This is a genomic window from Dyadobacter sp. LHD-138, assembly GCF_030929615.1.
Lineage (GTDB): Bacteria > Bacteroidota > Bacteroidia > Cytophagales > Spirosomataceae > Dyadobacter.
Map to the genome: position 1 here is coordinate 1 of NZ_JAVFVU010000004.1, position 20132 is coordinate 20132.

The window sequence follows — 20132 nt, forward strand, 5'->3', positions numbered from 1 at the left end:
GGAGCAATATTTTTCTCTTCAAGGTAGATGTTCAAGCCAGGAATAGACTCCACAATTTTGGTAAGCTCGAAATATTCAAGGATGCCTTCTGGCAAAAGGATACGGACTAAGGCTTGATAGGATTCGTTCAACACAAACGGGATTGGTTCGGGCTACAAAGCAAATAATTTATTTCATTCCCCCCCAACTTTTCAGCTTGATCCCAAGTCCACAACATTTGGACTTGTCCCCTTAACACACCATTCGTCCGTTAAACCTTGCTGTCTGTCGACGGACCTCGGATATGGCTATGGAAGATTGCTAACGCTGTTTAATTTAGCTCAGCCAATTTGCTACGCTCAGTAAGAAAAACTAATATTTTTCTACATTTTCCGTTTCTTTTTTACTTGTTTTTGCGACTAATGAGATGAGGGCCTGCGCATGCCGCTGGTATGCGATGAATTGCTGAGGGGAATTGGAATAGGTAAATCTTTAATCATGATGGTCATGAACAAATCAGGAATGTGCAGCATCAGAACTTTGTTGCTTGCGGCACTGCTGTTCAGTGCGACAGCCACTTTAATCAAAGCGCAGTCACCCGTCAGTACCACGCCTCCCAAAGGTTTCTGGGTTGTGGAAACCAGTGCAAAAATCCCGATGGGATCAATTATTCGCTTTTACACCGAGGATGCCAGACTTATTTATGAAGAGCGTATGGAGAAAGTTTGTCTGGATATCAGGCGTCCCAAAACCATTGTACTGCTTAACGCCGCACTGGATGAGGTGATGATTAACTGGAACATTACCCATTTGGAACAAAACAATGGAAATATCGTGGCCGATTTAAAAAGACGTGGTGTCGATAAACAACTTTATGCAGGTCGGGGAAATTAGCAAAATCGCATCAATCAAGATTGTTTCGTTTACGGAATCCAACCAAGCGAATAGACCGAATGCCGGAATTATCCGGTGTCCGGTCTATGGATGGAAATGCTACTTTCCTTTTGCGAGGTATCGGTGGCAAAAGACCTATTTCTTGCCCTTTCTGGCCTTATATTCCTGGAACCTTTGATTGTATTCCTTTAATTCTTCGGCTTTGAAGCTTTTTTGAAGACGTTCCGGCAATTCCAGACGTTCCTGCATTTGTAAGGAATTCGTACGTTCAACCAACGTGTTTTCCCCTTTTTTATCTTTTTGTAAGTCAAACGCATCATAAAGATCTCCGTTCACCGTGTATGCCTTGAAACCAAGCGTCGTTTCGTCAATGGTAATCACCTGATAAAGCTGGGTGTTGGAAGCAGCGCGATCCATCCAGTTTTGTAAACCGATATCGTACATTTTAGGCCCGCTTACTGAAACAACATAAATGGGCCCATCCGGCTTTTTCCGGCTGACACCCAAAGGCATGTTAATTCCGCGGCCATAGGTGTGATCGTGTCCCTGTAATACGATATCCACATTATATTTTTTATATAACGGCTCCATACGCGCGCGCCATTCTTCGTTATCCCGGCCGTTTTTTGTAGAGTAAATAGGGTGGTGATGAATCACAACAGTCCAGCGCATACCGTGATTTTTGGCAACTTTTTCAAACCAGGCTGCCTGTTTTTCCATGATTGTTGCGTCAAGCAGCGCTGCCTGCGAATCCATTGCAATAAACCTTACGCCCTGATAGTCGATGAAATAGGCCGTTTCCGTTAATCCTTCCGGGCCATTTTCCGGTAGTGCAAACTGGGGGCGCCAGTGCATGGACACATGGGGTTTCTTTTCACTATCTCTGTAATATTCGTGATTGCCGGGGGTGGGCAGACTAGGAACCATACCATTAACCCAGCCTCCCGCCTCAAACCATTCGCCCCACTGGTAGTCAACATTGGAACTGTTGATCAAATCGCCGGCATGAATCATGAAATCAGCTTTCGGAAGCGTTGAATAAGCACCCCGGATCGCACGCGACCAGAGCGATCGTATATCGTTTTGGGCATCACCAAAATAAAGGAAGGAAACTGGTTCTCTTTTATCAGAAGCTGTGGTGAAATGAAACCATTCGCTCCACGAAGTTCCGTCGCCGACGCGGTACATGTATTGTGTGGCAGGTTTAAGATCCGTAAAATTGGCTTCATGGTATTGCACCGACTTCCCATCAAGGATAACAGATTGGCTAAGCGCGTTGACAATTTTTGCATTGGCCTGAAAATCGGGGGAGGGATCTGCTTCATGGATAGCCGCAACAGCCTTTGCGATCGTTGAATCTGTTCGCCAGTTCACCGCCTGACTGTGTACAGGATCGCCTTTCCAACCAAGAATGATCCGGTCGGGAAACCTGGATGCGGGATAGGATTTGTTTTCCTGTGCAAAACCGAAAGAAGGCAAAAGGAACAATATCGCCGATATCAGCCATATTGAGAATCTGTACCGGGAAAAGACTTGCATGGGTTCGCGTGGTTTTAATTTGCAATAATACCCTTTTCGGAAAGGAATGGGCTATAAAGGGATGTTATGATAATGTGAATTCTGAATCTGTAACAGAGAGAACTCCTGATGCTCTGCATCGATCCATTCAAAACTTCCCGTACCTTTGTGTCGTGAAAATTGAGATACGCAGTGCTTTGAAAAAGAAAACCTTATTTATAACTCCGCCTTTTACGCAACTGAATACCCCTTATCCTGCGACAGCCTACCTGAAAGGTTTCCTGAACACGCTGGGTCGGGAGTCGTACCAGGCTGACCTGGGTATTGACGTCATTCTGGCACTTTTTTCCTCGCGGGGACTGAGGAAAATGTTTGAGGATTTGGATAATTCGGATGCTGAACTGACGGATAACAGTTTTCGTATTTATTCCCTGCGCGACGAATATATCAGTACGATTGACCCCGTTATCCGTTTCCTGAAAAACAAAAATCCAACCCTTGCCCATAGTATTTGTGACAGGAGCTATCTACCCGAAGCCAGCCGTTTTCAGCAATTGGAAGATATGGACTGGGCATTCGGGACGATGGGAATTCACGACAAAGCACGGCATTTGGCCACTTTGTATCTGGAAGATCTGGGTGATTTAATTCAGGAAGCCGTTGATCCTCACTTTGGATTCAGCCGGTATGCAGAACGTTTGGGCAGGTCCGCGACGCACTTTGATGAGATGTGTGAAGCCCTTAAAATGCCGGATACATTATTGACAACTTTACTGGTTGAAATACTCGAAGAGAAAATACAAAAGTATAAACCGGATATTCTCTGCATAACGGTGCCTTTTCCGGGCAATCTTTATGGCGGGATGAAATGCGGCCAGTATGTCCGGAAATTTTATCCGGAGATGACCGTGGTTATGGGCGGTGGTTTTGCCAATACCGAATTGCGTTCACTGAAAGAACCGCGTGTTTTTGACTATATTAATTTTGTTTGTCTGGACGACGGTGAAGCACCGCTTTTATCCCTACTTGAATATCTTGACGGCGAACGTGAGATCACGAGCTTAAAGCGGGTATATGCGCGTACTGACGGGAAAGTTATCTATTATAACGGAGCGAAAGAAAAGGATGTGCCGCAGCGTGATACCGGTACGCCGGATTATAGCGATTTACCTTTGCATGATTACCTTTCGGTGATCGAGATCGTGAATCCGATGCACAGGCTTTGGAGTGATGGAAGGTGGAATAAACTGACGCTTGCGCACGGATGTTATTGGGGGAAATGTTCCTTCTGTGACATTTCACTGGATTATATCAGACGTTACGAGCCTATGACGGCAGCGCTGCTATGCGACCGTATTGAAGAGATCATAGAACAAACGCAGCAAAACGGATTTCATTTTGTGGATGAGGCTGCCCCACCGGCTTTGCTGAGGGATTTAGCGCTGGAAATTATCCGTCGTAAACTAACGGTTGTCTGGTGGACGAATATCCGTTTTGAAAAAAACTTCACCCATGACCTTTGCCTGCTGCTTAAAGCTTCGGGTTGTATTGCGATATCCGGTGGTCTGGAAGTTGCTTCCGACCGGCTGTTGGAGCGCATGAAAAAAGGTGTGACCGTTGCTCAGGTAGCGCGCGTGGCGGATGCGTTTACGCAGGCAGGCATTATGGTTCATGCATATCTGATGTACGGTTTTCCTACGCAGACAGCACAGGAAACGATCGATGCCCTTGAAATGGTCCGTCAGTTGTTTCAGCAGGGTATTGTTCAGTCGGGTTTCTGGCATCGTTTTGCGATGACGGCGCACAGTCCTGTCGGTCTGCATCCGGAAGCGTTTGATGTGATGCGTATCGGACCGGATCTGGGAGGATTTGCCAACAACGATCTTGAACATAAGGATCCGCTGGGTGCTAATCACGACTTATTTTCGGAAGGTTTACGGAAGTCGCTGTTCAATTATATGCATGGCGTTTGTTTTGATTTTCCTTTGTCAAAATGGTTTGATTTTAAAGTTCCGCCAACTTCCATACCACCAAGGTATATCGAGAAGAGTATAAGCCATTTTCCCGATGCAATTCCGCGTACTAATGCGATGGTGATCTGGATGGGGAGCCTGCCGACTCTTTCTGTTTTCGAGGAAAAGCAAGGTAAGAAAGTGGTTGAGATAGCAGAACTGGTTTTTTATAACAGGAAACAGGAGTGGGCTTTGGAAACTTCTCCGACAGTAGGCGAGTGGCTTGAAATCCGTATGCCTGATTTGCTGATCGGAAAACACGACCCTTATGCATTGGAACAGTTACGGAACGACTATGAATCGCTGGGTCTGGGCGACTTTGAAATTTTTACAAAGTCGAAGATCTGGGAAGATTTAAAGAGCGGAGGATTGCTGATCGTATAAATTTAACCGTCGCGGATGTTACTTCTTCGCGACGGTTAAACGATTATTTTAAGACTTCAAATTTTTTCAGGTCGTCGTCAAAAACGGTGAAGACAGCCGGATAACCAACGGTAATACTGCCAATTTGATCCGCGAGACCCACTGCTTGGGCAGGACGAATCGTTGCCATTTCAATCGCTTCCTGCAATGGGATATCGAGTTGTTGTACCGTGTTGCGCACCGCATCAGCCAGAGAAATTGTGGCACCGGCGAGATTACCTTCAGAGTTGTTGTACTGACCATCCTGAAGAACAGCATTAAACTCACCCCATTTAAATTCAGTAACTTTTTCACCGACGAACAAGGCATCGGAAATTAGAAACAATTTATCTTTTTTCGCTTTATAAGCAACCCTGGCTGCCGCATAGTCGCAATGCACGCCGTCTACAATAATTGGCGCATAAACAGAATCGGTATCAAAAGTCGCTCCCACAAGGCCGGGCTGCCGATGTCCAAACGCAGACATGGCGTTATACAGGTGTGTGACCAGGTTTATGCCTTGCCCAAATGCCTGGCTTGCTTCTTCGTACGTAGCATTGGAATGACCCGCCGAAACCATGATTCCCGAAGCTAGCAGCATATCAATTTGCTCAGGCGTAAACATTTCAGGAGCAATAGTGATCAGTTTAATCACATCCCTGCCATGTGCTATAATCGACTCTAATTCGGTGTCAGACGGTTTGCGTACATATTCAGTCAGGTGCGCACCTCGCTTGATGGGATTGAGAAAAGGGCCTTCCAGGTGCATGCCTAATACGCCGGAGTCCGGGTTGTCAGACATATAATTTCTGGTGGCTTCAATGCCTTTTAAAATATTTTCCAGTGAAGAGGTGATCAGTGTTGGAAAAACATAGGCTGTCCCTTCCAATAAACTTGCCTGGTAAATGTCGTCGATGGTTTCTTCGTCCGCTTTTTCGGTAAAATGAAAACGTTCGCCGCCATTGATGTGTACATCGAATAGTCCGGCGCAAATATTTTGGACGTGTTTAATTCCCTGAATGCCTTCAGACGGTTCAATGGCCGATATCTTGCCATTTTCAATCGTAATGAGCTGGTTGGTTAAAAGCGAATGGCCTGTATAGACCTTATCGGCGAATATTTGGTAGGACATTGGTTAACAGAATTTTTTAAGTCTTGGTTTAGGAATTATTTCGGCAGGATCATTTAATGATAATGTCAAATTTAGTCAAAAGACCGGCTAAATCAGAAGATAAAAATTTGGCCTTTTTGACATTATTAATCGCGGGGTCAATGGTGAAATTTTCACTGGTCGTGAAGTCAACGCCGCTAAGATTGCTGTAAGAAAAAACGGCGCCCATCAAATCGCAGTGCGAGAATTTCGACTTGGATAAATCGGCCTGCGTGAAATCTGCACCATTTATTTTGCAATGACTGAAAACACTCTTATTCAATTTTTTATTGTCAAAATTCGTGTAATCCAGCAGACATTTTTCAAAACGAACGGAAAATCCGAAGTCTTTGGTATCGGAAAAATTTACTCCGATTAGTTTACAGTCAATAAATTCAACGTCAAACAATTTGCAGTTGGTGATGGCCGCATTGCTCAAATTACATCCAACAAAAGAACAGTCGGTGAAGTCAGTTCCGGAGAGATCTGAAAAAGTGCAGTTGGAGAATTCGACCTGTTCAAAACCGTTACGGGGAAGATATTGGCCTGTGAAATCGATATTACTGATTAACTCGACGTTTCTTTTATTATACATTAAAATAGTCCTGATTGAGTCTATAAATATTTGCTGATCACGTTTTGCAGTTGGTTTGCCTGCACAACGCCTGATTGTCTCCACACAACCTTACCGTGTTTGAAGACAATTAAAGTGGGAACGCCCTGAATTTTATATGCTTTGGCAGCAGAAGGATTTTTATCGACATCCACCTTTACAATGGTAGCCTTATCTCCCAAACCCGCTTTCAATTCTTCCAGGATGGGTTTCATCATTTTACACGGCCCACACCATTCGGCTGAAAAGTCGACGAGAACCGGTTTATTACTATTGATTAATTCCGAAAATGCTGACATTGTTCGCATGGATTGGTACACTTTAATAACCAATCCTCCGGCGGATTGGTTTAAAATCTGCGTACGATTTTAGTATCAAAAATCATACGCACTGCAACTAACCCAGTTTGTTTTTGAGGAATTTCCCAAAACGTTTCTCGATGAATTCGTACGTGAAATGGGAATAAAAAATAGTCAGCACAATGGATATGGTCAGCGATAACGCGATTCTGCTTTCCGTTGGTTGCCATTTTAAAACACGAAAAAGGCAGATGTTCACGAATATCAGTACGATCGCGTGGTTAAGGTAGATCGAGTAGGAGATACGACCCAGATATTGGAATGGCTTGCTGGAAAGCAATTTGGTAACGATTCCCGAAGAGGACGCAAAAATGATGATCCCAAGCGCGAATAACACAGGGAAAATAAGTCTGATCAGGTTCCATTCATAATGATGTGTCGCGTACATGGCGCCAACCAGCAGGATCAGATACGGGATTTCATACAAAGTCAGCGTGAAACTTTTCTCCCGGAGCAGTGCAAATGTGAATATGCCCATGCAAAAACACAGGAGGCCGCGAATGAATCCGTAGTCGTAAACGAGCATGTACTCGTCTTTAAAGACAATAAATCCAACACAGGCAACACTGATCAGTGCAAATACCCAGTACTTTTTAGCCGGGAGCAATACCAAAACGATTCCGAAAACGACATAGGAAATCATTTCAGAAGAAATAGACCATGCCGGATAATTGATGCCCATCCAGTCGCCAAGAATAGGTGTCGAGCCCATAAACGTTAAGGTATCCAGGCCTGACTGAAGGTAGTAAAATAGTGGTAAGTCTGTCGCATTTTTAAGCGTGCTTTGATTTCCAATGAGATTCGCTACAATGAATAATACCTCTGTAAAAAACAATAGTGGGTAAAGTCGAATGAATCTTTTTTTTATGAAGGAGATAAAACTTTCAGTTGAATTAAGTTTCTCTACATAATTCATCGCAATTACAAATCCACTTAAAACAAAGAAGAAATCAACAAATAGGCTGGAATTGATAACGAAAAAGTTGTTATAAAAAATGGAATCTCTAAAAGCGTTATGGTGATGGGCAATTACAAGAATAGAAAAAATCCCTCTTAAACCATCTAGTTGTTCTACTCTTTGTCTCATGTGCAAGTATCATTAACCTCAATAAAGTGAAACTATGAGGTTACTTTTCATCGTGTTTGTTTAATAGCTAGGAGGGGGTGGTCACTAACTGTCTATTGGCTTTTGGGGCCGCGAATTTATCAAAATATTTAATCCCTAGGAAACGGATCATGACGGCGTAAGGAAACCAGTACGCAATATCGTAAGGCCGGCCTCCAGATATTAACAAAACGATCAGTGAAACAAAGAAATACGCCAGGAATGTTGATAGCGGACTTGTGTTTCTTTTGATCTCCTGAACGGCATAAATGAAAAGGAAAAAATTAAAGCCATTGAAAAACAAGAAGCCGATAATTCCGTGGTTGACCCATGCTTCAAGAATCGGGATATCGAGGAAACCGCTTTTATATCCTCTGCCGAGGAATACATCCCATGAATAAAATGTTTCAAGAAAGTCGGAAAAACCACTGACACGCCCCATCGCAGAAGCATCAATATCTGCTGTTTCGGTAAGTTTAACGCCGAAAGAGGTGAAAATTACGTCCATGATCCGGTCTTCAAATACACTCCAGTAATTCATAAGACTATCATATACGTTGCCGTACTGGCTCAGGAAATAATTGACACCGACCAGGACGAGGCCGGAAATCATGATATTTTTGAAAGTGAAGAAATTCCCAACGGCCGAAAACATTCTGGAAAGCTTGAAATTGTAAAATACATAGAGCCCCAGCATCATCCCAACCCCCAGATAACTGGATTTTGCCAGGGAAAGAATGACAACGGCCAGGCTGAAAAGAACAGAAAAATATAAAAATAACCGGCCAAAAATACTCCTATAACGGGGAATAAGCACCAGTGCGGAAAGTAAACAAATAACCCCGTTCCGGGCTGTAATGTGCGGATTTCCACCTGCCTGTGCACCTTCATTGGAAAAACTAACGGCAGCACGCATCCCGATGGTCCAGCTTGGATCGGTGATCAGTGAGTAAACCAGGGTAATATTTGAAAACAGTGAAAACAGGAACAAAACCGGTACCAAAGTTTCGGCTACATCGCTGGGAACACTGAGCAGAAGAATCAAAAAAGCGAAAATAAATACATAGTTACCGACATCCGTAACCCCTTTTCCAATGGGATTGAAAAAGAAAAAGTAATACATCGAGATCGCAAGAAAACCTACGCCGAGATTAAACAGGATAGGATTGGGCTTGTAAAATCTCAGAAACAGATTGCTCGGCACCATCAGTGCCAGTGCCAAAAGGAAGAAAATAGCAGTAAATGTACTGCTCGCAGGTCCGATTCCCAGTGTGTCCCGAAAAAAGAATATCAAAGGAAATCCGTTGAACATCATGGCGATGCCCACAGAATACCTCAGGAAATTAAAGTTCTTGATTAAACTTGCTAGATTCAAATTCATCTTGATAATCTGAAACGTATGTATTTGAAATCAAATCGAAACAAAAAATAGGACACTTTTCGGATCCTGCACCAAAGATACCGTATTTTGTTCAGAGCTGGGAAGGTTATCGCAGAATTGTACAATTTTTGTATCTTCAAATGTTCCTCAGATCCAACGGATGCGATCGTGGATGACTTGGCATCTGCATGTATTCTGAGTGCACCGCCTAGTCCGTCGATCTTACGGATTTTAGTCGTATCGTGCAGGGTATAGCGTGTGATGAATTCATAATCAAATGCAAAGCGATACGATTCATCAAACTTGCCATATTTTTCAACCAGTGCCCGTTTGAAAAACAACGACTGATTATGGATCTGCATACCTTCCAAAATCTGGCAGGTAAGGCTATATGACGTTGTTTTCAATATTTCGGTCACTTCGTCATCCGTTGAGATCATGAACAGATCACCGTAAAGAATATCTGCTGGCTGCTGCAAAGTCGCTCTACCAAAACGCTGAAAGGTCCCGGAAAAATATACATCATCGGAATTTTGGAAACTGATCCATTCACCGGTAGCCCTTTCCAGTGCTTTATTGATGGCATGAACCTGTCCGCGGTCTTTTTCGGAAACCCAATAGGTCAGGTATTTTTCGTATTTTTTAATAACCTCAACGCTTCTGTCCGTAGAACCGCCATCGATAATGATGTATTCAAGATTTGGATAATTCTGGTTCAAAACGCTTAAAATAGTGCGTTCCAGAAAATCCGCCTGGTTATAAGAAGGCGTAATGATGGTAAGCTTTGGAAAACGCCTGCTTTCATCATTCGCTGCATTATTTACCGTCAATTTCGATATAAAATCACGAAGTTCGGTTGTACTTTCCTGAAGAGGTTTCATACTTATTTTTATTCCTTTGTATTAACCTTAAAATTGGTCAATGAATTTTGTGATATTTTCCAGCTTAGCGGCGATTTTCTTTCTCAGCAATCTGTCGCTACTGATATTGGACGTTTTGCCGTAGCCTGGCTGCTTATTCAGATTAACTTTTTCGTATTTTTTTACGGTTGTTTCGTATGCTGCGAACAGCTTTTTGAAAACGGGATTTTGATCGATCAGTTGAACATGATCAGACCAGACCGGATGAAATGTATTCAGACCGGCATAATCGATGGAAATCAGCTTTTCATTGTCGACAAAATAACTGCCGTTTTCTTCTGTTAAGGTTTTGTTCAAAATGCTATGTAAACCATAATGCCATCCGGCATGGTTGATCTGAACCGTATTTTTAACCCAGACAGGACCGTAGTTAAGCCAAAGCTGATCGAGGCACATGCCGTTGCAAAGGTCAAATTTAGCACGGTCGATGGTACGGTGCGCCCACCAATCTAACAAATGAACCGTAGCCTCACCAGGTTTTAGCATCCAACTCCCGGAATGAAACATGCCGATATTCAAAATACGCTTGTCGTCCAGATTATTGGAAGCAGCAAGCGGTTTTGTGATATGTGGTGTCAATAACAGATCCGCTTCCTGACCCCCTGCTTCAAATACCGAACTGAACAGCACAGTGGTTGGAGAGAGAAAAATCAAACGGCTGCAATCTTTGTGTTTTCTTAGTATTCCCTTTGCAAACCATGGACGCGCGGCGAAAACAATTTCAAAATCGTAATAACGGGCGCACATTTCTCCCCACTCCGGGATATCAATTTTTTCAATTGATAATAATTTTATTCCATCCTGCACATTAGGTAAAGGTACGGTGTCGGCCCAGCCAAGATAAAAAATGCTGTCGGGATGCAAACGCAATACGGAAGCACCCAAAGCCAGCGCGTTGGATAATTCAGATCTGTTGCAAACGGTAAAAAATATGTTCATTCTTATTGATCTCTTTCTTACTTATAGTACGGAAGTTTATCAGCACTATCCAAGTCAATGCCGGACAATCCGGTTGGCCATGCATCACGGTTATCTGCATATCCGGGATGTACGTGTGTAATATTTTGGGAAAAACGACTCTGAACGATCGGTGTCGGTTTTCGTAAATTCGGCCAGAAACGGTTGGCTTCAATCTCCCAAAATACAGAATCCTTATTGGGGAAATTCTCCTGCTGGCGATAATCATGCGCTTCCTTTTTTCTGGACGACAATGTTTTGATCATCCGCTGCACATTGCACAGTTTCAGCCCGTTATTTTCAAAACTTTGCCCAAGTGATTTTTTCTCTGTTTCATTCAGACCTAAAATCCGGGAAAAGTCATTGATGCTGTCACTTTTAAAAACAGATTTGTCTAAAACCGGATTGGCATGCAGGTAGTCATAACCCTGTTTACACCAGTAATGGATTTCATCCTTGACAATCCAGCTATTCAATTCATGAATCAGAAGAAAATCACTCCAGGTGAAACGGTTGTAAAAATCTTCCATCAGAAAGAGATTTGACAAAGTATCCCGGGACTGAAAATACTTTGACTTAAAAGTTAAAATTTCAACACGCTCATGGTCCGTTTTGATGGCAGATAAATCGGCTCCTGCATAAGTAAACAAAATGACAGGATATCTGGCCAGGGCCTTCAGACTGTGCTGTAAAACTTTTTCTTCATGGAGTGTCAACTCCGCATTTAATATGGGAATCAGTACAGATACGAGTTCTTTCATTACATGGTATCAATCTGATCGATTAGGTATTTAATGGGCCGGTTCAGGTATTTTCGCACCCGGAGGTAACGTTTTACCTGATTCGGTTTGATATAAGCGCAAGGGAATGTGCGGTAATAGGCATTTCCGTTGCTGATCAGGCTGTTTCTGTAAATATCAAAAAGCGGAATGGCATCCGTTCGATCTGATAACTTAAACCGGTCCTGATATTTGGATAATACGTCGGGTTTTTCCGGATCATACCCGCTGTAATGGAAAAAGACAAGGGGCTGATCATCATTGACATAAAAGGTGTCTGCTTTTTTCGAAAAAACGCGCTCGTGTAAATTCCAGTAGGCTGCGTTGTAACCGGGGTTCCGCTCAATATGTGTATTGGGAACGAAAACCGGCAGGAAATTCATCCAGTTCTGATCCACGAACAATCCGTTGCATAAATCAATCAGACACTCGTAACGAAGCTTTTCTTCCCACCATTTGATAAACTCCGTATTGGGAATACTCCTCCTGAATGCCACAAAACCGAGGTTGTAAATACCCGTATTTAAATGGTGTAATTCATTGGGAGTCAGTCTGTCTTCAATTGGGGTATTGACATGCGGGGTCAATACGGCTTCATGTTTCCTTAACGAATCCAGTAAACCCGTTAATGGCTGGTATATGATGATATCGGGGTCAAAATAGATGACATTTTTGGTCTCGGGATAATTCTTGAAAAAATAAGTGAAATAAAAAGGCTTTACCGCCGTGTTCAGTTCGGTGATATTGTAGCGGTTTGCCATTTCATCAAAGCCCTCAATTCCGATTTTATCTATTTCAATCATCGGGTATTTCGGCGTATAGGACTGCTCGAAATTTACGCCTTCCTGATTATCGACCAATCCGATTACGAATAAGATATCCGGATTGGTGACGGCTAACGAATCTCCAAGTGTGCGGGCCTGGGCTAAATAGTTAATTGAACAGATTGTAAAGGCAATGGTCATTGATCGTGTTTTTCGGAAACCTGCAAAGGTAGATACTTTTGAATGATCGCCTCAATTTTTGTAACACTCTTCACGGTATTGTGACGTTCCAAAACTTTTGTACGACCTTTTTCTCCCATGGTTTCCCGCAAAGCAGGATCCAGGATCAATTTGATAAGCGCTTCTGAGGCTGCTGAAATATCCAGGTAAGGCACCACAAAACCGGCGTCAGACTCAATAAGTTCTGGCGCGCCACCGGCTCCGTCAAAACATACGACAGGAATTTCGTTTAACGCAGCTTCCAGTACAACCAGCGGATAAGGATCCTCCCTTGAACTTAAAAGCAAAACATCAAAACGGCTGATATAATCAAGTGCCTGTGGGGTAGGCGGTATTAAAATAATACGGTCTTCCAGCCCCATCAGATGGATATCATTCTTAATCAGCTCGTAAATCTCATGCTGCGGGCCCGCACCAACCCAGACAAAATAAACGTCCAGGGGCGCCGTCTTCTGAATGACCCTTCTGGCTATCCAGTTGAATATATCATTACCTTTTCGCCATTCAGCATTTCCGCAGCCACCAATGACAACGGCGTCTTTGGGTATTGCATGCGTTTTTTCTAAAAGCTCAGGCTGCGCATTTTTTAATTTTTCGTCAATATGATCGTGATCAATAAGCGTAAATGTGCTTACGCGATCGGTTGGGAAATGATAAGCACGGACATAATGATTGGCGACAGCGTTTGAAACGGCAATGAGATGATTTGTCTTTTTTAGCAAAAATGACAAGCGGTCCTCATACGTATATATCTTCACCGACATGCCCAGTTCATGTACGAACAGGACTACAGGTAAATGGTGCAAAAATGTAAGGAAATCGCAGTAAACCTCAGCGTTGGCGATTGAGTTGACAAAGACCAATCCGATGTTCTGACTTTTCAACTCGGCAATAATCCGGTCGTTTTCACGCGCTGCGTTTTGTTTTTCGTAGAGCTTATAAAGCTTAACCTTTTGTAAAAACTTGCCGGAGAAAGAATTGGAACCGTTGTTTTCTGTGTTGTATAACTTCGTAATCGTCACGACCTCAGCAAATTCCTCCTCCAATACACCACCATTGCAAAGCAGCAGGTGCATCGGAACTCCTCTTTCTTTAAGCAAACGAAGCAGCTGAAGCAAAAGGAGTTGACTCCCTGCCCGGTTGGCGTCGTGGCTTATAAATAATATTTTCTGCTGGGTCATTCGGTAAGTAAGTTGAATCTCAGATTTCAGATCTCAAAATCATAATAGAGGGCTGCTTAATAAGCTTCGAAACTTTTCTTTCCAGGTACCTTTTTAGCAGGATTACCGATATAAATTCCCCATTCTTCCGTATCCTTGGTAATGGCAGAGGCCATTCCAACCAACGTGCCCTGGGCAATGGTCATGTAATCCCGGATGGTGCTGTTGACGCCAAAAAATGAATAGGACTCAATAACGCAGTGACCGGACATGACAACGTGCGACGTAAAAAACACGTGATCTTTGATTTGCCCGTGGTGGCCAATATGGTTTCCACTCCACATCACGACATTATTGCCAACGGTTGTGAAAGGTTGTATGGTATTGTCTTCCAGGATGAAACAGTTATCCCCGATCACTTTTCTGTCGAGAATGGTGGCGTGAGAGCTGATGTATGAAATGAACTGATAGCCTTTTGCCTTAACCTGATCGTAGATAGCCTCCCGGTTTCTGTTCATGTTACGACCTGTCATAGGCGCAAAAAATGAATATTCAGCCGGAGAGAATATATTTTCAACATCTTCGAAAGCCACCAGAGGCAAACCTCTGAATGATTCCTCCGTGATATACTCCCGGTTGACCGAGAACGCAACTACTTCATGATCAGAATCATTTTCCAGATAGTAATGGGCCAGTTCTGCCGTATCCAAAACTCCAAAAATAATAACCTTTGCCATTCTCTATATAAGTTCGAATTCTTTAAGAAGTTTAGCGATGTTTTCATCATCGTTAAACATAAGTATGTCAATAATTGATAGCCAAGGTACGAAAGCATTTTTAAATTGAAGATAAGAGCTGGCTGTACTTTTGATAAAATCCAGTCTGATATGCTCCTTTTCAAATTTATTTTTTTCGTATAATTCCATACCACCAATCGGATTGATGTAGTGGGTGGCATTTTCCTGCTTACAAATATCCAGTATCCTGTCTTGCCCCTTTAAATCGGTATTGTTGTAAATGCCGGAAGAGGGAACAATCTCAGTTTTAATATGCATGTATGCACATACCTTTTGTAGGGCATACAGCGTCAGTTCAGCAATGGTTTTAGATTCGAAATTTACAATTTCTTCGATCAGAAGAAAAACCTTTTGATAATTAGGTGCTTTCTGATACGATTGCTGGATGGTTTTTAAAAACTTCTTTTTCCAGGGATCATTAAGCGCCAGTTCGACTTCCTGAATGAGTTTATTCTGACTTGCGTCTTTCAGCGGAATGGTGAACAGGTGACCTTTTCCCGAAACGAGTATCTGGTTCCGGTTGATCCAGCCTTTGTTGATAAAGTTGACATCATCATATATTACAAACTTATCGACAGCATTGATCAGCTGAAAATACCCGATGTACGGGAATATATAAGGTTGCATAATGGCAATGGTCATGGAAGATTATTTAGTGTGGTGAATTTTTTTTAACCTTGTTAATCCATTGAGAACTATTTCAGCTTTCTGAGGTAATAGTCCTCACCTTTAACAATCAGATGTTTCATGGTTGTATCGCTGCCCAGCCTCAGATCCGTTGGTAAGGCCTTGATTTTGGTCGTATCGTTGATCACGCTTCTGGCATAGAACAGATAATCCGCTTCCTTTGGAATAGGCTGTAAACCTTTTTCAAACGGGTGGATCGAGATTAATTTTCTCGTCAGTTTTGCTCCGTATAATGGATATTCAAAATCATCATTGATCGTGGCCAGGGCTACGGTTGCATCCTGCGGTACAATGGAGTCATAGCGTTCATAGGCTTTGGTTACGTCCGGGCGTGCAAAGGTCTGGAATGCGATGCGATCCATTTTTAGTGCCGATTCGTGACCATAAAGACCAAAAGGAAGGCAACGGACGTTCAGAAATACCGACATCAAGGCCGATGTACAGCCTAGTAAAACGATCATCAGGACATAACCTTTCCAGATTTTTCTTCTTGGTTTAATGATCGATAACCGATGGTTTGAAAACAAAAGAAGCAGGAATAAGACTCCAAATAAGCCCGATTCAATGAAATATCTTCCTTTGAAAGGATCGTATACAGCCGAAAAAGAAACCGTAATAAAGTTAAACATAAAAGCCAGGGCAAGGAACCAGTGTACCCTCGACCAGAACACCCGGATGAAAACCAGAAATATTAAAGGGATAATCAAAGCAAAGCCAAAAACACCCCAATACGGGTTGGCATTATAAAAATCAAATCTTCTCTGGAAAGTGAAAGGAACAATGGCGTAAACCTTTTCTTCATCGAGCCGCATATTCAGCTTGTCTTCCAGGAGAATGATTGGTTTCCTAATTTGCGTATTCAAGTCATAGCCCCATTGCGCATTACGGATGCCATCCAGATTGAAAAAGTCATAGCCGTAACGAAGTACATTTCTCGTGCCTTGTTTAAGCAAATTTGCCGGCGTTTCGAATCGTTCAATAGACTGGTGTTTCAATGCAGTCGGCGGACCGATGGGGTGCCCGAAAACCTGTATGTTTTTAATATAACCTGTAGGCAAGGTGTAAATCAGGACGGACAGAAATATCGCGATAGCCAGCCTGAAAAAGCGGTCGAAAAAAGCCTTGAAGTTTGGTGAAATAAAGACTGCATACACCATAATCACAAACACGGATGGCAATAAGAGTGCAAACGTGATTTTGTGCCCAAACACAATGCCGAACGTCATCCCGGCAAGATACAGATACCGGTTATCGCGGCTGTTGTAAAAAGTGAACAGGAAGTATAACAGACAGCTCAGGTAAGCGGTTAATACAATATCGGTTTCGGTGGTGACCGCCTGCATCAGGAAATCCAGGAACATGCCATAAGCCAAGGCGCAGAAAAAACTTGCGGAGAGATTTCTGCCAATGCGCTGTGCGATGCCAAAAACGGCAACGAGTGTCATCCAGTAGGATAGGTGGTGAATCAGCTTGAAGGCGTTTTCGACTTTTCCCGTGATCAGGTAAGAATAGATCTGAATGGTGGTAACGCTTTTGGGATAGGTATCCATGTTCCAGTTGGTACCGCCAAAATGTTCCATTGTGCCGCGCTGCATATAACGGACGGCGCGGTTCAGGTGGCCTGTCATACTATCCCATTCGTTCGGGACGGTGAACAGCACCAGTATCAGGTTGGTAATACCGATGATGGCCAGCGTACCAAACATCGCCAGGAAAATAAATTTCAGATAGGGGGATAATTCCCGGGTCCAGAGTTTGAAAGTGCTGATCCGGTTGCCAATCGCAGCGCGAACAGAAAATGCGGTCTGTTTAGGAAGCAGTCTTGTCCAGACGGTAAAATGTAAAGCGAGTGTAATAAAATTACCTAAGATCCAGGCAGGCGTGCTGGCGGTAAGATCCAATGCCGAAAGCACAAACCCGGTGGGGATTATGCTTCCAGCAAAAAGTATAAAGGATGTGATGAGCCATTCGGTCAGTGAGGGTTGTACTATTTTTTTGGAAGTATAACCAACACCATATAAAAACAAGAAAAATGAAAGCAGATAAATAATAGCCATGAGACTATGGTGATAAATGATCGTTGATAATTTTACTGATTCGCTCTACGTCCGGAAGAGGCAGGCCGACATAAAGCGGCAAACTTAGCACTCTTTCGGACATATCCTCCGAGACCGGGCACGGTATGATTTTCGGCATAAATGCCAGTGTATTAAGCGATGGATAAAAGTATCTTCGAGGTATTATATCCTCTGCCGCCAATGCCTGCTGTACGTTTCTCAGTACCTGTTCAGACGGAAAGACAACCGGATAATAGGCATAATTGTATTCGATGTGCGGGCTGATCTTTGGTTTTGACAGCATATCCCAGTTCAGGAAACTGTCATACGCGTCAAAAATTTCCTTGCGTGCCGCGATGATATCGGGTACGTTAGGCAAATTGACAAGACCCATCGCCGCATGGAATTCTGAATTTTTTCCGTTGATCCCGGCAAAGTAATATTCTTCATCGCCTTTGTGTCCGAAGGCACGCAGCAGATGCAATTCTTTATCCAGTTCAGGATGATTTGAAATCAGCGCCCCGCCCTCTATGGTATGAAATACTTTGGTCGCGTGGAAACTGCATGTACTTAGATCACCATAGGAAAACAGGGAACGACCTTTATAAGTTACGCCAAATGCATGCGCTCCGTCGTAGATCACTTTCAGGTTATGCTTTTTGGCAATGGCTTCAATTTTCTCAACGTCACATGGATTTCCGTACACGTGTGTTGCCAGTATCGCAGACGTTTCCGGTGTGATCGCAGCCTCAATCAGATCGGCATTGATATTGAAAGTTTCAGGATCTATGTCAACAAATGCGGGTGTACAGTTTTCCCACAAAATTACATTGGAAGTAGCGCAGTAGGAAAAAGGCGTGGTGATTACGTCTCCTTTGATCTGAAGCGCCTTCATGGCGATCTGAAGTACGATCGTCCCGTTACCACAAAAGTAAAGATAATCTACGTTGAGATATTCCTTCAATTTGGCTTCCAGTTCCTGTACCAGGGGACCATTGTTGGTCAGGTACCCACGATCCCAAATCTCACGAACGTATTTAATGTATTGTTCCTGGTCGGGTAAATATGCTTTAGTGACGTTAATCATTCACCAGGTGTTCAGTTTGACGAATAGAAAAATTAAGTTTAGGACGAATGTAGCCGGGCCATTTGCCATACCAGGTCACGTTTTCACGATAATCCTCGATATCAAAAACAAGTGCCTCTTCCATGTTGTAAACCACCGTACTGGTATCTTTTACAATCATCATGGAAACAACATAAGAACCATCGTTCAGGAAATGACCCGGAATTTCACAAACTCCGGTCACAAGACCTTTCCCAAATTGCTGAGACTCGGTGCCGACGTTAAATATGCATTCACCCGTAAAGGTGTAAAGGTGCATACTTAAATTCAGACTAGCACCTTCTTCCATGTTCCAAAATTCGAATTGGAAGTTCATCGGTGTGCGAACATCGATGTGAACCAGGTTGTCCTGATATTCGGCAAGCAGTCTGAAACTCTTGATCCGGACCTGATCGTTACCCGGTGCCTGGTCGATACCGTCCCAGTGACGCTCCATCCGCTTATGCGATACCTTGCTCAGATAATTGGTTACGATATGCGTTGTGTCGCCCTGATCGATCAGTTGTCCTTTTTCAAAATAAAACGACTTATTGCAAAGTGCCTGAATGGCGGTAAGGTTATGGCTTACGAATATAAGCGTTCTGCCGCTTTCCGAAACGTCACGCATCTTACCCAGACATTTTTTCTGGAATTCGGTATCTCCAACGGCCAGTACTTCATCCACGATTAAGATCTCAGGATTTAAATGCGCGGCAATGGCAAAGCCAAGACGCACATACATACCTGAAGAATAGCGTTTAACGGGGGTATCCAGGAATTTCTCAACGCCGGCAAAATCTACAATCGCATCAAAAGATTGTTTGATTTCACTTTTATTCATGCCAAGGATAGCACCGTTCAGGTATATGTTTTCCCGTCCTGTTAATTCAGGATGGAAACCCGTTCCTACTTCAAGTAAACTGGCAACACGGCCTTCAATTTTGATCTGACCGGTACTTGGCTCAGTAATCCGGCTCAAAATTTTCAGGAGTGTAGATTTGCCCGCACCATTATGGCCAACGATTCCGATACGGTCTCCCTGATCAATGGTAAAGTTTACATCTTTAAGCGCCCAAAACTCTTCTTTTTCCGTATATTCAGAATGCCCCGGCTTACGTGAAAAAATTTTGCCAATCGAGTCGCTGACAACGTCGCGAAAAGTTGACGGACCACCCGCTTTGTGCTTGTGGTCAATAATATATTTCTTGCTGATATTTTCAGCTGTGATTACAGACATGGCCAAAAGTAACAGT

The 20132-nt window shown here is 43.2% G+C and carries 18 protein-coding genes; 2 read left to right on the forward strand and 16 right to left on the reverse strand.

Annotation, left to right across the window (positions count from 1 at the left end; all coding sequences use genetic code 11):
• Positions 1–486 precede the first annotated feature (486 nt).
• Positions 487–873 (forward strand): hypothetical protein, encoded by a 387-nt coding sequence (locus RB622_RS02825; RefSeq protein ID WP_308044984.1) that lies wholly within the window; start codon positions 487–489, stop codon positions 871–873.
• A 135-nt stretch (positions 874–1008) separates the two neighbouring features.
• Here RB622_RS02825 and RB622_RS02830 read toward each other — a convergent pair whose 3' ends face one another.
• Positions 1009–2412, reverse strand: coding sequence for a metallophosphoesterase family protein (locus tag RB622_RS02830; protein ID WP_308044985.1), 1404 nt, complete (start codon positions 2410–2412; stop codon positions 1009–1011).
• 176 nt (positions 2413–2588) lie between these two features.
• On the opposite strand from RB622_RS02830, the gene RB622_RS02835 reads away from it, so the two are divergent.
• A complete protein-coding gene (locus RB622_RS02835) occupies positions 2589–4787 on the forward strand; it encodes a radical SAM protein (protein ID WP_308045257.1) in 2199 nt (732 codons plus the stop codon).
• Between the two features lie 43 nt (positions 4788–4830).
• Here the strand turns inward: RB622_RS02835 and nagA are convergent, their stop codons facing one another.
• The 15 genes from nagA to RB622_RS02910 all read right to left on the reverse strand — a co-directional run bounded on the left by nagA (position 4831) and on the right by RB622_RS02910 (position 20116).
• Complete coding sequence (gene nagA / locus RB622_RS02840; protein ID WP_308044986.1) at positions 4831–5937, reverse strand: N-acetylglucosamine-6-phosphate deacetylase; 1107 nt, start codon at positions 5935–5937, stop codon at positions 4831–4833.
• Between the two features lie 49 nt (positions 5938–5986).
• Entirely contained in the window at positions 5987–6550 is a 564-nt protein-coding gene (locus RB622_RS02845) for a pentapeptide repeat-containing protein (RefSeq protein ID WP_308044987.1), read from the reverse strand.
• 20 nt (positions 6551–6570) lie between these two features.
• The gene (trxA, locus tag RB622_RS02850) at positions 6571–6867 is read right to left on the reverse strand and encodes a thioredoxin (protein WP_308044988.1); all 297 of its coding nucleotides are present in this window, start codon (positions 6865–6867) and stop codon (positions 6571–6573) included.
• 97 nt (positions 6868–6964) lie between these two features.
• A complete protein-coding gene (locus tag RB622_RS02855) occupies positions 6965–8014 on the reverse strand; it encodes an acyltransferase (protein WP_308044989.1) in 1050 nt (349 codons plus the stop codon).
• A 67-nt stretch (positions 8015–8081) separates the two neighbouring features.
• A complete protein-coding gene (locus RB622_RS02860; RefSeq protein WP_308044990.1) occupies positions 8082–9413 on the reverse strand; it encodes a hypothetical protein in 1332 nt (443 codons plus the stop codon).
• Positions 9410–10294, reverse strand: coding sequence for a glycosyltransferase family 2 protein (locus RB622_RS02865; protein WP_308044991.1), 885 nt, complete (start codon positions 10292–10294; stop codon positions 9410–9412). The genes RB622_RS02860 and RB622_RS02865 overlap by 4 nt, the downstream gene beginning before the upstream one ends.
• Positions 10295–10321: 27 nt before the next feature.
• Entirely contained in the window at positions 10322–11272 is a 951-nt protein-coding gene (locus RB622_RS02870) for a hypothetical protein (protein ID WP_308044992.1), read from the reverse strand.
• Between the two features lie 17 nt (positions 11273–11289).
• Positions 11290–12051 (reverse strand): DUF5672 family protein, encoded by a 762-nt coding sequence (locus RB622_RS02875; protein WP_308044993.1) that lies wholly within the window; start codon positions 12049–12051, stop codon positions 11290–11292.
• Positions 12051–13034: a glycosyl transferase gene (locus RB622_RS02880; protein WP_308044994.1), complete on the reverse strand. Its 984-nt coding sequence runs from the start codon at positions 13032–13034 to the stop codon at positions 12051–12053. Before RB622_RS02880 ends, RB622_RS02875 begins: the two co-directional genes overlap by 1 nt.
• Complete coding sequence (locus tag RB622_RS02885; protein WP_308044995.1) at positions 13031–14254, reverse strand: glycosyltransferase family 4 protein; 1224 nt, start codon at positions 14252–14254, stop codon at positions 13031–13033. Before RB622_RS02885 ends, RB622_RS02880 begins: the two co-directional genes overlap by 4 nt.
• Before the next feature lie 56 nt (positions 14255–14310).
• Entirely contained in the window at positions 14311–14970 is a 660-nt protein-coding gene (locus tag RB622_RS02890; RefSeq protein WP_308044996.1) for an acetyltransferase, read from the reverse strand.
• A gap of 3 nt (positions 14971–14973) precedes the next feature.
• Positions 14974–15672 (reverse strand): WbqC family protein, encoded by a 699-nt coding sequence (locus RB622_RS02895; protein WP_308044997.1) that lies wholly within the window; start codon positions 15670–15672, stop codon positions 14974–14976.
• 53 nt (positions 15673–15725) lie between these two features.
• Positions 15726–17774 carry a glycosyltransferase family 39 protein gene (locus RB622_RS02900; protein WP_308044998.1) on the reverse strand — a complete coding sequence of 683 codons (2049 nt, stop codon included), beginning with the start codon at positions 17772–17774 and terminating at the stop codon, positions 15726–15728.
• Positions 17775–17778: 4 nt separating this feature from the next.
• Complete coding sequence (locus RB622_RS02905; protein WP_308044999.1) at positions 17779–18861, reverse strand: DegT/DnrJ/EryC1/StrS family aminotransferase; 1083 nt, start codon at positions 18859–18861, stop codon at positions 17779–17781.
• Positions 18854–20116, reverse strand: coding sequence for an ABC transporter ATP-binding protein (locus RB622_RS02910; RefSeq protein WP_308045000.1), 1263 nt, complete (start codon positions 20114–20116; stop codon positions 18854–18856). The genes RB622_RS02905 and RB622_RS02910 overlap by 8 nt, the downstream gene beginning before the upstream one ends.
• Positions 20117–20132: the final 16 nt, after the last annotated feature.